The sequence below is a fragment of the Smaragdicoccus niigatensis DSM 44881 = NBRC 103563 genome (assembly GCF_000380645.1).
Classification (GTDB): Bacteria; Actinomycetota; Actinomycetes; order Mycobacteriales; family Mycobacteriaceae; genus Smaragdicoccus; species Smaragdicoccus niigatensis.
Map to the genome: position 1 here is coordinate 171,585 of NZ_AQXZ01000012.1, position 13,964 is coordinate 185,548.

The following is a 13,964-nucleotide window of genomic DNA, read 5'->3' on the forward strand; positions in this document are numbered from 1 at the left end:
CTGCAGGAAAACCCGCGGTAAGTGCGGTTATTCCTGCGCTGTTTGGCGCGACAATTGCAAGTGAGCGCATTTGCGCTGTTCCGTCGCGTGTTTGGGCGGTGGCGAATTTTGAGACTTTCAAAGGTCCAGATTCGGGACGCACTCGTGGCGCTCGGGTTCATCGTTGGGCTGACCGGCTTCGTTGGCTTTGGGTGGGTCGAACATTCGACGGTCACGACCGGCGATGTGAATTGGTTGGCACGTGCAGCTACGGTGGGGCTCGCGGTCCTTGGCACCTCAATTCTCACCGGCGTTCGGATGTTTGCCCTCGCACTGTCGCTGACAGCCACGGGAATTGGCATCGCCGCGGCCGTTCCGCGCCTGATTCAAGGGCACCTTGCATCCGCACTCGTCGTCCTCGGAGTCGGCCTCGGGGCTGCTGTGACAGTTGCGTTCCTGGATACCGTGTTCTGGCGGCTTTGGGGTAAGGAGAACCCCGCCGATAAGGCGATGAGAGAGACGCCGAGTCAGCCAGAAACCAAGATTGGCGACTGGGTGATCGCACACCGCAAGGGCGGGATCATCTGGGTTCTGATCGCGATAGGGCTCATGTTCTATTTCGAGACTGAATTCGGGCGAACGACGGACACGTTGAACATCGGCAACCAGATCACGACGGTTGACATCAACCACATTGACCCGGCCTTCGAGGGAAAGCCGGTGCGGATCTTCGGCCCTCTGAATGCTCCGGGAATCGCGGTCGACTCTGAATTCGGAGTGAGTGTCGAGGCGCCGAAATTGGTTCGACGTGTGGAGATGCTTCAGTGGCTCTCGGTATCAGAGGGGGGAAAGCGTTACGATCGAAAACGCTGGTTATCCGAACTCTCCCGCCGATCGCGTAACGGCGGACTCGAGATGCCGTTGCCGGGGCGGGTGTTCGCGCTTGATGGGACGGTAGGCGACTGGCAGTTGCCTTCGCAGACGCTCGCGCGACTGCAGGGTGAACCGCAGACCGTAAATCTCGACCAGTCCATAGTTGACCGCATTCAGCACGTTCTCGGTCGGTCGACCCGCCGCGTCGGCGATCGACTCGAAACAGTAGTTGATCCCGAGAATCCGCAGATCGGTGACGTACGGATTTGGTACGAGGCGATTCGTGCGCCAACTGTCTCCGCGATTGGGACACAGAGTGGACGTTCGCTCGCTTGGTTCGAGGCAGCTTCTGATGTTCGGCTCTTGGAGATCGCCAGCGGTGACCGGTCAGCGAGGGAACTGATCGGGATGACGATGACCAACCAACATCGTGAAGATTTCGTCCAGCGGTGGTTCGAGCGCACCTTTGCCTTTGGATGCTTGTTCGGCGGGCTCGTATTCGTCAGCGGATACATTCCGGCGAGTTGGAAACGCCGCCTCGTGTTCGCCGCTGGGATGACCGCGCTGGTCGGCGGTTTCGTGACCGTCGTTCCCTGGCTGGTCTGACACAAATAATTCGGTGTGCGTGGTCCCGGACCGCGTCCACCAGATCTACGGCACAAGCGTCCGGCGCGTCGAACCCAGCGCGATTGCGAACAGCAGGACTGCGGCTGCGGCCATGAGCCACCACGCCGGACGAGACGCGATCGCCAAGCCTTCGCCCACGCTCCCGTGTATCTGCCCGAACACAACCGCAGGCAGAATCGCCACGCCCAGGGTGGCGCCGATCTGTCGGCTCGTCGAGGCGATGGCGGCCGCGACGCCCGCCTGCGCGCGCGGCATCCCCGCCACTGCGGCGTTCGTGATCGGCGCATTCATGAGCCCGAACCCGATGCCGAAGGCCAGGTATGCAGCGCCCAGATAGATAAAGGACGTCGTGTCGGACAGTCTGGTCAGCATGAGCGCGCTCAGCCCGATGAACGCGGCCGAGGCAAGCAGGGGTGGACGGGGACCGACACTGCCCACGATTCGACCCGAGATCGGTGAGACAACCGCGGTTGCCGCGGCCATCGGCAATGTCATCAAGCCGGCGCCCAACGGGGAGAATCCGCGTACCTGCTGCAGATAAAGCGTGTTCAGGAAGAGGAATCCGCCCATGCTCGCAAAGCCCAGGATCGCCGTGGAGACGGCGCCTGAGAAGGGCAGGCTCCGGAATAAGCGAGGGTCGATGAGCGGCTCGGCCTGCCGGGATTCCACGATGATCAGCAACGCCAGCGAGGTTGCGGCGACGGCAAAGCATGTGGTCGGAGTCGGCGAGGTCCAGCCCAGCTGGTCTCCCTCGATGATCGCGTAGGTCAGCGAGGCCAGGAACGTCATGACGAGGATCTGGCCCAGCGGATCGAAGCGCCTCGGCCGTGCGGCTTTCGACGACGGGACGAACAGTCCGGTCAACGCGATAGCCAGGATCGCGACGGGGACGTTGATCCAGAAGATCGCCCGCCAGTCCACCGCCGTGACGAGTGCACCGCCGACCACGGGTCCGAGCGCCAAGCTCAAGCCCACGGCCCCGCCCCACACCCCGATCGCCCGAGCCCTCTCGCGCGGCTCGATGAACGTGTTGGTGATGATCGACATCGCCACCGGATTCATCATCGAACCGCCGATCGCCTGCAGCATCCGGGCCGCGATGAGAATCCCCGCGGTCGGGGCCAGTGAACACGCGAGCGATCCCACGGCGAAGAGCGTCAACCCGATTTGGAAGACGCGCTTGCGACCGAAGCGGTCACCTTGGGATCCGCCGAGCATCAGCAGGCTGGCCAGGACGAGCGTGTATGCGTCAACGACCCACTGGAGTTGGGTGGGTGAGGCGTGCAGGTCGTGGCTGATGGACGGGAGTGCGACGTTGACCGCCGCCACGTCGATGCCGACGATGAACAAGCTCAGGCAGCAGGTTCCGAGGATCAGCATGCGGCGGCCGGGGCTCAGCTCCGGCGGCTGGATCGGCGCCGAAAGTGTCGTGACGCTCATCATTCGGATTCCTGTCGTAAAAGGTCCAGCAGCGTCGCGAGCTGATGGCGTTGCTCGGTCGACAACACGTCGAACATCGACGGCGCGATGCCCGGCGAGGTGCGGACGTCGTTGAGGATCTGGCGACCGGCTTCGGTGATCGTGACGATCTTGCTGCGGGCGTCGGTCGGGTGAACCTCGCGCACGATGAGGCCGCGTTCGGCGAGGTCGGTAACGATGCCGGTCATCGCGGGGGCATCGACGCCCATCATCGACGCGAGCTCCCGCTGGGTCCGCGACTTCGCTTCGAGGCGGCGCAAAGCGCGGAAACGGCTGAAGGGCATGTTGATTCGTGCTCCGACTCGCTCGTACGTGCCGCCGCTGTTGTCGCGAACCAGCGCATTCATCGTCATCCAAAGCCCGGCCGGCGTCGACGAAGTAGTTTCATGCATACAACTATTGTATGCGCACAACTAAATCCTGTCGATGCACTGCAAAAGCCGCTCGACGGAACTGAGATAATCGGTAGGTACCCGACTGCTGTGAAGGGATCTTGCATGCCGATGCTCGCCCGGCTCGACCTGCGTGGAAAGACGCCGACCACCGCTGAACTGCGTGCTGCGCTACCGCGGGGCGGCGTCGACGTCGATTCAGTCCTGCCTGTGGTTCGTCCGGTCGTCGACGCGGTCCGCGAGCGCGGTGCCGAAGCTGCCCTGGAGTTCTGCGAGAAGTTCGACCGGGTTCGCCCGGCTCAGGTTCGGGTCCCGGCCGAAGAGCTGACCAAGGCCCTGGCCGAGCTCGATCCCGCCGTCCGGGCGGCTCTCGAAGAATCGATCGCGCGCGCTCGGAAGGTGCACGAGAACCAGCGGCGCACCGACCACACGACCGAGGTCGTCCCGGGCGGGACGGTCACCGAGCGTTGGGTCGCGGTCGAGCGCGTCGGCCTGTACGTGCCGGGCGGTAATGCGGTCTACCCCTCGAGCGTCGTGATGAATGTCGTACCGGCGCAGGTCGCAGGGGTCGGATCGCTGGTGGTCATCAGCCCGCCGCAGGAACAGTTCGGGGGCCTGCCGCACCCGACGATCCTCGCCGCCGCAGAGCTTCTCGGCGTCGACGAAGTGTGGGCCGTCGGTGGTGCGCAGGGCATCGCGCTGCTCACCTATGGAGACGTCGGCCTCGAGCCCGTCGACATGATCACCGGACCGGGCAACATCTACGTGACCGCCGCCAAGCGTCTGTGCCGGTCGATGGTCGGTATCGATGCCGAAGCCGGCCCGACCGAGATCGCGATCCTCGCTGATCACACCGCTGATCCGGTGCACGTCGCCGCTGACCTCATCAGCCAGGCCGAACACGACACGATGGCGGCTTCGGTGCTGGTCACCGATTCGGTCGCGCTCGCGGACGCGGTCGACAAGGCGGTCGCTGCCCAACTCGAGCTGACCAAGCACCAGGAACGCGTGACCATCGCGTTGAGCGGCACCCAGTCCGGGATCGTTCTCGTCGACGGCATCGAACAGGGCCTCAAGGTCGTGAACGCGTACGCCGCCGAGCACCTCGAGATCCAGACGGTCGATGCGCGTTCGGTTGCGGCCCGGGTTCGGTCGGCCGGTGCCATTTTCGTCGGTGCGTATTCACCCGTCAGCCTCGGCGACTACTGCGCCGGATCGAACCACGTCCTTCCGACGGCCGGCTGCGCACGACATTCGTCGGGCCTGTCGGTGCAGACGTTCCTGCGCGGCATTCACGTCGTCGAGTACGACGAAGCCGCACTCAAGGACGTCTCCGGCCACGTCATCACCCTGTCCAAAGCGGAGGACCTGCCCGCGCACGGCGAGGCGGTCCGCCTTCGATTCGAGAGCTTGCAGTGATCGGAAAATCGGTAGAGCTGAGCGACCTGCCGCTGCGCGACGAGCTACGCGGCAAGAAGCCCTACGGTGCCCCGCAGTTGACGGTGCCCGTCCAACTCAATACGAATGAGAACCCACACGCGCCTTCGGCCGCGCTCGTCGATGATGTCGCCGAGTCGATCCGCAAGGTCGCGGGGGAGCTGCACCGCTATCCCGACCGGGACGCGGTCGACCTTCGCGCGGATCTCGCCAACTACCTGACCAAGCAGGTCGGCGTCGACGTGGGTGTCGAAAACGTCTGGGCGGCAAACGGATCAAACGAAATCCTGCAGCAGATCCTCCAGGCGTTCGGCGGTCCGGGACGGACTGCGCTGGGCTTCGTGCCGTCGTACTCGATGCACCCGATCATCTCGGGCGGCATCAACACCGAGTGGATCGAGGCGTACCGGCGGGCTGACTTCAGCCTCGACGTCGACTATGCCGTCGCGGTTATTCACCAGCATCGGCCGGACGTCGTCTTCGTGACGAGCCCGAACAATCCGACTGGGCACAGCCTGACCATCGACGAACTGTCACGGATTCTCGACGCAGCGCCGGGCGTCGTTGTCGTCGACGAGGCCTATGGCGAGTTCTCGTCGGAGAAGAGTGCGATCACCCTCATCGACCGTTTCCCGTCGAAGCTCATCGTCAGCCGCACGATGAGCAAGGCGTTCGCGTTCGCCGGCGGTCGACTCGGCTACCTGGTGGCCGCGCCCGCGGTCATCGATGCGATGCTTCTCGTACGCCTGCCATATCACCTCTCGGTCGTCACGCAGGCCGCTGCACGAGCTGCCCTGCGGCACTCGTCCGAGACCCTGGGCACCGTCGCCGAGTTGTCGCGCGAGCGCGATCGCGTGTCGGCGAAGCTGCGCGAGTGGGGTTACGACGTGGTCCCGAGTGACGCGAATTTCATTCTGTTCGGCCACTTTTCAGATGCAGCCGGGACGTGGCAGCGCTACCTTGACCACGGCGTCCTGATCCGCGATGTCGGGCTGTCTGGCTATCTACGTGCGACGATTGGCCTCGTCAGCGAGAACGATGAGCTGCTCAGGGTCAGCGAGTTGCTGGTGAGCAGTGAACTGGAGGAGACACAGTGAGCGACCGGATCGCCCGGATCGAACGCACCACCAAGGAATCGTCGATCGTCGTCGAGCTCAACCTCGACGGCACCGGCAAGACGGACATCTCGACGGGTGTGCCGTTCTTCGACCACATGCTGACCGCGCTCGGCCAGCACGGCGGTTTCGATCTGACGGTTCAGTCCACCGGAGACGTCGAGATCGAGGCGCACCACACGGTCGAGGACACCGCGATCGTCCTGGGTCAGGCCTTGGGACAGGCACTCGGAGACAAGCGTGGAATCCGCCGCTTCGGTGATGCCTACATTCCGATGGATGAGACGCTCGCGCACGCCGCGGTCGATGTCTCCGGTCGTCCGTACTGTGTGCACGTCGGAGAGCCGGATCAGATGCTGCACACGATCATTCCGAGTCACGGCGGTGCCGACTACTCGACGGTCATCAACCGGCACGTCTTCGAGTCGCTGGCCCTGAACGCGCGCATCGCGCTGCACGTTCGGGTGCTGTACGGCCGCGACCCGCACCACATCACCGAGGCCGAGTACAAAGCCGTCGCTCGTGCGTTGCGTGCCGCGGTCGAACTCGACCCGCGGACGAGTGGCGTGCCGTCTACCAAGGGTGTTCTCTAAAACTGCTGGACGAAACGGTGCTCCCATGGCGCTGTCATCGATATATAGCGATGACGACGCCGGCAGAGCACCGATCCGTCAGAGATAGGTTGGAACTGTGTCGAAGGCTCCATCGGTAGCCCTCCTGGACTATGGGTCGGGCAACATTCGCTCGGCCGAGCGCGCGCTGATCTACGCGGGTGCGCAAGTCGAGGTCACCTCGGACCACAAGGTTGCGTTGGCCGCGGACGGTCTCGTCGTGCCCGGCGTCGGTGCGTTCGCGGCATGCATGGATGGTCTGAAGGCCGTTCACGGTGAGCGAATCATCGGCCAGCGACTCGCGGGCGGGCGTCCTGTTCTGGGTATCTGCGTCGGTATGCAGATTCTGTTCGAGCGGGGCGTCGAGTTCGGAATCGAATCCGAGGGTGCCGGCGAATGGCCGGGAACCGTTGAGCGACTGCCCGCCCAGGTGCTACCGCACATGGGCTGGAACACCGTCGAGGCTCCGGCGGATTCGGTGCTCTTCAAAGACATTGCGCCCGACGAGCGTTTCTACTTCGTGCACTCTTATGCCGCGCAGCGCTGGGAGATGGAGCCGTCGGAGCGATTCGCGCCGGCGAAGCTCACCTGGGCCGAGCATGGCGGCCGGTTCCTCGCGGCCGTCGAGAACGGTGCACTGTCGGCGACTCAGTTCCACCCGGAGAAGTCCGGTGCGACCGGCGCGAAGCTGCTGCGGAACTGGGTGAGGTCGCTGTGAAGAAGTTCTCGTACGGAGTCTTCGCCGGGCTGACGCTGGGTGCGGGGATGCTCGTCCTCGTTGCGTCTGGTGTGGTCATCTTGGCCTTCGGACCTGGGCCGAAGGTCGGCTTGGCGATCGCTCTCGGCGGGATCATTGGGTCGATCGCGGCGATGGGGTTCGTCGCGAACCGCCTGCTAGACCGGGCGAACGCCGATCCCGAGATCAACAATCAGCCGGACAACGGGTAGCGTCTAGCGCCGTGAGTCTCGTTCTTCTGCCTGCCGTTGATGTGGCCAACGGCGAAGCTGTGCGCCTTGTTCAGGGGGAAGCCGGCTCGGAAACCGGCTATGGCTCCCCACGCGATGCTGCCTTCGCGTGGCAGAGCGCCGGCGCCGAATGGGTCCATGTCGTGGACCTCGATGCGGCATTTGGTCGTGGTTCGAATCGCGACCTCATCGCCAAGGTCGTCGGCGAGCTCGACGTGAAGGTCGAACTGTCCGGCGGCATCCGCGACGACGCGTCTCTCGAAGCGGCGCTGGCCACGGGCTGCGCCCGGGTGAATCTCGGCACCGCAGCGATCGAGGACCCGGACTGGTGCGCGCGTGCGATCGCCAAGTACGGCGAGCGCATCGCGGTCGGTCTCGACGTCCGGCTGATCGACGGCGAGTACCGTCTCCGCGGTCGTGGCTGGGTCACCGACGGTGGCGACTTGTGGGAGACGCTCGAGCGCCTCGAACGGCAGGGTTGTTCGCGCTACGTCGTCACCGACGTCAGCAAGGACGGCACGTTGACCGGTCCGAACCTCGAACTGCTTCGCGATGTCTGCGAGGCATCGGAGGCTCCGGTCATCGCCTCGGGTGGTATCTCCGTTCTCGACGACCTCACCGCGATCTCGGAACTCACTGAGTTCGGAGTCGAGGGGGCGATCATCGGAAAGGCTCTGTACGCAGGACGTTTCACCCTTGGCGAAGCGCTCGCTGCCGTCGCTCGCTGAGTTCGCCGTGAGTCTGACCAGGGACCCCCAGGAGTTGCTGGGGATAGCGTCGGAAGTGCTCGATCTCGTGTGGGACCGATTCGTCGACGGTCTCTGCGCGGGGAGTGCGGTGTCGAAGGACAACGCCGACTTCGCGACCTCGGTAGACCTCGAAGTAGAACGGATCGTCTCCGCCGAACTCCGCGAACGCACGGGCATCCCCGTTCTGGGTGAGGAATTCGGTGGGCCCGATATCCACGCGGGTACGACGTGGGTGCTCGATCCGATCGACGGAACGTTCAACTATTCGGCTGGGATTTCGCTCGCCGGGACGCTGCTTGCCCTCGTGCACGAGGGCAGGCCGATCATCGGCCTCATCTGGATGCCGTTGACGGGGGAGAAGTACGCCGCACTCGAGGGCGGTCCCGTGATGAAGAACGGCAAACCGCTGCCCATGCTGGAACCGCGGGACCTCGCAACGTCTCTCATCGGCTTCGGTGTGTTCACACCTCCGATGGCTCAGTTCCTTTCGCCCGCGTTCCGGCTCGAACTGTTCAACAAGCTCAATGCGAAGACCGACCGAATCCGGATTTCCGGATCGACCGGCATCGACCTCGCTTACACCGCTGCAGGTGCACTCGGCGGCAGCATCGTGTTCGGCTTCCATCCGTGGGACAACGCGCCCGGCGCACTCTTGGTTCAAGCCGCGGGCGGCATCGTCACCGATCTGGCGGGTGAGCCGTGGACGATCGAGTCGACGTCGATGGTGGCGGCCGCACCGCGGGTCCATGACGAGCTGATGGACGTCATCGCCTCAACTCATTGCAGTGACAAGAGTCTGCGGCGCATTTCCGATAACTGAGTTGCGCCCCGGCCAGCGGCTTCACGGTCGCCAGATGGCCGAGGGTCGTGAGCATCCGGATCACTTTTCCACGATGGCACATTCCGTCGTCAGGATCATGCGGGCTACCGAAGCCGCATTGACGACCGCCCAGCGCGTCACTTTCACCGGGTCGATCACGCCCGCATCCAGGAGATCGCCGTACATCAGCGTGGCTGCGTTGAACCCGAAGTTGCCGTCGGACTCGTCCACGGTGTTCACCACGACCGAGCCGTCGACGCCGGCGTTCGAGGCGATCCAGAACAGGGGAGCCGAGAGCGCCCTGCGCACGATATCGATGCCGAGTGCTTCGTCCCCGCGCGATGAGTCGCCAAGCCCGATGAGTGCTTTGCGGGCGTGCATGAGAGCTACTCCGCCGCCGGGCACGATGCCTTCCGCGACCGCCGCCTTGGCTGCGTTCACCGCGTCCTCGACACGATCCTTGCGCTCCTTGAGTGCGGTCTCCGTCGGAGCCCCTACCCGGATGACGGCCACGCCGCCGGAGAGCTTGGCGAGTCGTTCTTCGAGCTTGTCGCGATCATGCGAAGACTCGGTCCGGCCGATCTCGAACCGAAGTTCGGCGATCCGACTTTGGATGCTCTCGGCGGATCCGCCGCCGTCGATGATCGTGGTCTTGTCTTTGGTGACGACGATCCGGCGCGCGCTGCCGAGCAGGTCAAGGCCAACGTCGCTGAGGCTGATTCCGGTTTCGGTGGCGATCACGGTACCGCCGGTCACGACGGCGAGGTCACCGAAGAAGGACGCGCGGTGAGCTCCGAAGTACGGTGGCTTGACGGCCACTGCCTTGAGGGTCTGGCGGATCGCATTGACCACCAGCGTGGACATCGCCTCGCCTTCGAGATTCTCGCTGACGATCAGGACCGGCTTTCCAGCAGACGCGATCTTCTCCAGCAGTGGCAGGAAATCGGCTACTGAGGCGATCCGCCCGGGATGCAACAGCACCAAGCAGTCTTCGAGCACGCACGTCTGGGAGTCGGCGTCGGTGACGAAGTACGGCGACAAGTAACCCTTGTCGAATTGCAGTCCGTCGCTGAGGACGACTTCCGTGGTGATCGAGGGCGAGTCCTCGACCGAGACGACGCCGTCCGGACCAACCGCAACGAGCGCCTGGGCGACCAGCGCGCCGATCTCTTCATCGCGGGACGACACTGTCGCGACACTCGCGATGGCGAGTTTGTCTTCGACCGGTGTCGCGGCCGCCGCCAGAAACTCGGTCACCCGCGCGACGGCGATCTCGATGCCTTTTCCAAGGTGTATTGGGTTAGCTCCAGCCGCAACATATTTCAGGCCGACCTGGATCATGGCCTGGGCGAGAACGGTCGCGGTCGTGGTTCCGTCACCAGCGACGTCGTTGGTCTTTGTGGCGACGCTCTTGACGAGTTGCGCGCCCATGTTCTCGAAGGGATCGCTGAGTTCGATATCGCGCGCCACGCTGACGCCGTCGATGGTCACCAGAGGTCGGCCGTACGTTTCGGCCAGGATCACGTGGCGACCGCGCGGGCCAAGAGTGACGCGGACGGTGTTGGCGAGCTTGTCGACGCCGCGTTGTAGCGCGCGTCGCGCATTCTCGCCGAATGCGATGACTTTCGGCATGTGTCCCCGGCCTTCAGTTCGCGGTCGAGCGTGCGGAATGGTCCAGCTCGAGGAGCTGGCTTGGTGTCGACTCGTTGTCCGCGGTTGAGGCAGAGGACATCATCGACTGGGCATCGGCCGGCTCGGTGCCTGGTGGTACGACGAGGAGGACAAGCCGATCGCGATCGGTGCCGACGACGTAGACCGTGTTGATCGGCTGGAAGCGGTATCCGTCGAGCTTGACGTTGCGGCCGCCGGTTTCGAATCGACGAGGTGCGGTGTCCCACGAGGGAAGGTGGTAGACCAACCGCGCGGTCGGACTGAGTCGTCCGGCGAGCGACTTGATGAGGGTCGGAACCTCCGTCGCGAGGTCACGGCTGCGTGGCCACCAGGCCCCGTCGACAGAACCGGTATTGGAGTGGGCCGGCTTCAGGTCGACACGGGCTTCAGTTTCTTGAGACTGCATTTGACGCGTCATGACAGACGCTCCAGACTCCGGCTGCGAGGGGCCAGATCATTCGAATCGGGGACGGCGCGGCCAAAGGTGGCCGGGCGCGAAGTGCCCCTGATACTGCTCAGGTTACACCGATACATGATCGTCCGACGGCGACGCGGGCGGCCCGCTCTGGGTCCCTAAATCGGCTAGTGCAGCGTCGACGCTGACGAACCTTTCCATGGACCCCGCCGCGCCGACAACGTCGAGCACGCGATCCACCGACCGCACGCCGGTGACCAGTCGGAGTCCGTGGGTGGCCGAAATCTGCGCATGGACGTCCAAGAGGACCTCGAGCCCGACCAGCCCGAAGAAGTCGACGCCCGACAGGTCGACGACGACGGTTGGTGTCGTGTCATCTATCGCGTTGGCGAGGTGCGTTCGGAACTCGTCGCCAGTCGAGAGATCAACCGCTCCGGCGACGGTCAAAACCGTGAGCCCGTCGCGGTGGACGACGTCGCTGCGAAGACCGGCAACGTATTCGGCGGAGCGGTGTAAGGACATGAATACCTCCGAAGGAGTGTTTGTTGAGGAGAAGGCACGACGGGGGCGCTTCTGGCGCGTCGACGTGAGACTGACCTGGTCACGGTCGTGGCGAGAACGGCAAGTCCGGTCACGGCCATGAAGATGGGAAGCGGATAGAGCACGAGTCGTTCGCTGATTCCGATCTGTACGACTGACCCGGCGAGCAAGACAACCCCGACAATCCCGCTCACGGCGCACGCTGCCGACCAGACCGCGACGGTTCTCCGCTGCCGCCAGAGCCACACCGCGATAAGAATCAGTACGACGTGACGGGATGCGAAAGCCGGGACCACGGCGAGGAGATGGGCGACGATGCCGTCGCTGGAGGGAACCAGTCCGGTCGCCGCCGTGCTCAGTCCCGTGATGAGCGAGAGCGAACCAAGCCACCATTGGCGGTATCCGCGCGGGAGTACTCCGCGAAAGAGAACGGCACCCACAATCGTCAGAAGCCCGAGGACGACGAACGTTGCGTTCATGAGTAGATGCAACGGCGAACAGAGAATCGCACTACATGCCGTGACGCCGAGGTCGCTGATCGAATCCCGGCTGAAGCTGTAAGGGACCTTCCAGGCGTAGGCGGTGACGATCTCGGACGCAAGGTAGAGGAAGGCGAGACTCCAGGCGAGACCTGCCGCACCGTATCGACTGGCCTGTGATTTCAACGTGTGCTCCCGACGAATGGGTACTTCATCCGTCGGCTCGTGTCTACGGTGTATATATGCAGTGTATGCCTACAGCCTTGACAACACCAGGTAGTCGGCGTGAACTGGAGTTGGACGCTCGGTGTCCGTAGCGCGAAGCCATGTCGGGAACGACGATCCGCCAGATGCCGAAATCGAAATCTTCGTTAGGAACCAAAATGGACACCAGCACTCTGGTTTGGCTCGCTGTTGTCGTGATTGCGGGAATTCTGCTCGGTGTGGGATCGGCTCTGGCATCGAGGCGCTCGATTGCGAAACGTCACTCAGAAGCCGACATCATCCGCGATCGTGCGACCCAACAGGAGCGTCAGGCGACCGAGCGCGAAGCTCTCGCCGACGAAGCCGCGGCGAACGCCCGGGCCATGCAAGCACAGGCCGAGGCCAAGGCGGCCATCGCAGCGCGATTGCACCACGGTGCAGAGATGCGCCGCGAAGAGGCAGTCTCTGCACGTGCCGAGGTCGACGGGGAGTTCGAACGTGCGGACAAGATCGATCCGGCCGTAAAGTCAGCTGACTCGCGCGACGACGGTGCCACGGACAAATTCGCCACCGGTAACGGCAACCCTTTCACGGGCAACGGCAGGCCCGACAGTCGGTCCGCCGGCCATCACGTCCCCTAGTTGGAGTCACCAACGACGACGTCGCCGTCTGATGGGCTGACGGCGGAGAGTTCGGCGGTCAGGCCGGTGAAGAGGATGTCGAGGCCGCGCTCGAGTTCGGCGGCGCCATCGTAGGTGGCCAGAACTGACGCCAGACTCCGGATCAATGGGAATTCATCGATCGGCATTCGGAACAGGCCCAGGCGCAACAGGTCGTCGGTTTCCTCGGGCCTTTCGACGACCTCCTGGAGTTCGTTGAGAACGTGGCCGTGCAAGAACCCAAAGAGTGCGCGGTAGATGTGGAGCGCATCTGCGCCGGTGAAACCGGCGCCGGTGAGGAGCGCGAGGGCGTCCTCCAGGGGGCGTAGCGTGCCGAGCGGACGCAGGCCGAGCGGCGTCGCCAGCGGGCGCGTGACGAGTAATGGAACGGCCTTCGGGTGGGCGAGTGCCAACTCTCGGAACTTCCGCGCGACCACCCGCAACTGATGCAACCAATCGGGGTCGGTGGTGTCTACGGTCAGATTTGAGAGCACCAATTCGGCCACCCCGTCAAGCAATGCGGCCTTGCTCGGTACCAGTCGGTACAGAACCATGGGGTCCCGACCCAGTGCCGTGCCGAGGCGGCGCATCGACAGTGCTTCGATGCCGTCGCGGTCGATGCACTCGAGGGCCGTTGCGAGCATCATCGGCCGCGTCAATGGGCCGGTCGTCGCACCATTAGTGTTCATTCCAGTCCGTCCATTCGGCAGTTCAACCATGTGGTAGCTCTCATTTAACACTGAACTAGAGTGTAGATCTACAGCGTTGACATGAGGCGTAGACTTGAGGTAGTTGCTTCACCCATGAAGCCCTCTCTCGCCCCGCATAACTTGCGCCGCGAAGAACTTCATCGGGTGAGTCGATTGGGCCAAACCGCACACCAAGCGGCGGGCGGAATCTCCGAATCGGTTTCCTCTCCGGCCCAGACAACAAACAGAAATCAGGTCA

General features: G+C 63.9%; 16 protein-coding genes. 9 read left to right on the forward strand and 7 right to left on the reverse strand.

The annotated features are described in order from the left end of the window. The first annotated feature begins 108 nt into the window (after positions 1–108). The gene (locus F600_RS0105095; RefSeq protein WP_156024421.1) at positions 109–1,458 is read left to right on the forward strand and encodes a TMEM43 family protein; all 1,350 of its coding nucleotides are present in this window, start codon (positions 109–111) and stop codon (positions 1,456–1,458) included. A 45-nt stretch (positions 1,459–1,503) separates the two neighbouring features. Here F600_RS0105095 and F600_RS0105100 read toward each other — a convergent pair whose 3' ends face one another. Continuing rightward, positions 1,504–2,919 carry an MFS transporter gene (locus F600_RS0105100; RefSeq protein ID WP_018159514.1) on the reverse strand — a complete coding sequence of 472 codons (1,416 nt, stop codon included), beginning with the start codon at positions 2,917–2,919 and terminating at the stop codon, positions 1,504–1,506. After that, on the reverse strand, positions 2,919–3,350 hold the full coding sequence (locus F600_RS0105105) for a MarR family winged helix-turn-helix transcriptional regulator (RefSeq protein WP_026306182.1): 432 nt from the start codon (positions 3,348–3,350) through the stop codon (positions 2,919–2,921). The genes F600_RS0105100 and F600_RS0105105 overlap by 1 nt, the downstream gene beginning before the upstream one ends. Positions 3,351–3,461: 111 nt before the next feature. On the opposite strand from F600_RS0105105, the gene hisD reads away from it, so the two are divergent. The 7 genes from hisD (at position 3,462) to F600_RS27025 (ending at position 9,048) form a co-directional block, all read left to right on the forward strand. Continuing rightward, positions 3,462–4,769, forward strand: a complete 1,308-nt coding sequence (gene hisD / locus F600_RS0105110; protein ID WP_026306183.1) for a histidinol dehydrogenase — start codon at positions 3,462–3,464, stop codon at positions 4,767–4,769. After that, complete coding sequence (locus tag F600_RS0105115) at positions 4,766–5,884, forward strand: histidinol-phosphate transaminase (RefSeq protein ID WP_018159517.1); 1,119 nt, start codon at positions 4,766–4,768, stop codon at positions 5,882–5,884. The genes hisD and F600_RS0105115 overlap by 4 nt, the downstream gene beginning before the upstream one ends. Next, positions 5,881–6,495 carry an imidazoleglycerol-phosphate dehydratase HisB gene (gene hisB / locus F600_RS0105120; protein WP_018159518.1) on the forward strand — a complete coding sequence of 205 codons (615 nt, stop codon included), beginning with the start codon at positions 5,881–5,883 and terminating at the stop codon, positions 6,493–6,495. The genes F600_RS0105115 and hisB overlap by 4 nt, the downstream gene beginning before the upstream one ends. A 97-nt stretch (positions 6,496–6,592) precedes the next feature. Continuing rightward, positions 6,593–7,231 (forward strand): imidazole glycerol phosphate synthase subunit HisH, encoded by a 639-nt coding sequence (gene hisH, locus F600_RS0105125; protein WP_018159519.1) that lies wholly within the window; start codon positions 6,593–6,595, stop codon positions 7,229–7,231. After that, on the forward strand, positions 7,228–7,461 hold the full coding sequence (locus tag F600_RS0105130; RefSeq protein ID WP_018159520.1) for a hypothetical protein: 234 nt from the start codon (positions 7,228–7,230) through the stop codon (positions 7,459–7,461). The genes hisH and F600_RS0105130 overlap by 4 nt, the downstream gene beginning before the upstream one ends. 11 nt (positions 7,462–7,472) lie before the next feature. Continuing rightward, complete coding sequence (priA, locus tag F600_RS0105135) at positions 7,473–8,207, forward strand: bifunctional 1-(5-phosphoribosyl)-5-((5-phosphoribosylamino)methylideneamino)imidazole-4-carboxamide isomerase/phosphoribosylanthranilate isomerase PriA (protein WP_018159521.1); 735 nt, start codon at positions 7,473–7,475, stop codon at positions 8,205–8,207. A 7-nt stretch (positions 8,208–8,214) separates the two neighbouring features. Beyond that, positions 8,215–9,048, forward strand: coding sequence for an inositol monophosphatase family protein (locus tag F600_RS27025; RefSeq protein ID WP_040630609.1), 834 nt, complete (start codon positions 8,215–8,217; stop codon positions 9,046–9,048). Between the two features lie 60 nt (positions 9,049–9,108). Here the strand turns inward: F600_RS27025 and groL are convergent, their stop codons facing one another. The 4 genes from groL to F600_RS31505 all read right to left on the reverse strand — a co-directional run bounded on the left by groL (position 9,109) and on the right by F600_RS31505 (position 12,339). Further along, the gene (gene groL / locus F600_RS0105145) at positions 9,109–10,680 is read right to left on the reverse strand and encodes a chaperonin GroEL (RefSeq protein ID WP_018159523.1); all 1,572 of its coding nucleotides are present in this window, start codon (positions 10,678–10,680) and stop codon (positions 9,109–9,111) included. Positions 10,681–10,693: 13 nt separating this feature from the next. Then, entirely contained in the window at positions 10,694–11,137 is a 444-nt protein-coding gene (locus F600_RS27030) for a DUF5994 family protein (RefSeq protein WP_169798399.1), read from the reverse strand. Positions 11,138–11,239: 102 nt separating this feature from the next. Next, positions 11,240–11,656 (reverse strand): STAS domain-containing protein, encoded by a 417-nt coding sequence (locus tag F600_RS31500; RefSeq protein ID WP_156024422.1) that lies wholly within the window; start codon positions 11,654–11,656, stop codon positions 11,240–11,242. Next, complete coding sequence (locus tag F600_RS31505; RefSeq protein ID WP_018159526.1) at positions 11,578–12,339, reverse strand: DUF998 domain-containing protein; 762 nt, start codon at positions 12,337–12,339, stop codon at positions 11,578–11,580. The genes F600_RS31500 and F600_RS31505 overlap by 79 nt, the downstream gene beginning before the upstream one ends. Before the next feature lie 197 nt (positions 12,340–12,536). Between F600_RS31505 and F600_RS27045 the strand changes: the two genes are divergently transcribed. Beyond that, positions 12,537–12,998, forward strand: coding sequence for a hypothetical protein (locus tag F600_RS27045; RefSeq protein WP_018159527.1), 462 nt, complete (start codon positions 12,537–12,539; stop codon positions 12,996–12,998). Here F600_RS27045 and F600_RS0105170 read toward each other — a convergent pair. Further along, on the reverse strand, positions 12,995–13,705 hold the full coding sequence (locus F600_RS0105170; RefSeq protein WP_018159528.1) for a TetR/AcrR family transcriptional regulator C-terminal domain-containing protein: 711 nt from the start codon (positions 13,703–13,705) through the stop codon (positions 12,995–12,997). The two genes, F600_RS27045 and F600_RS0105170, sit on opposite strands and share 4 nt — an antisense overlap. Positions 13,706–13,964 lie beyond the last annotated feature (259 nt).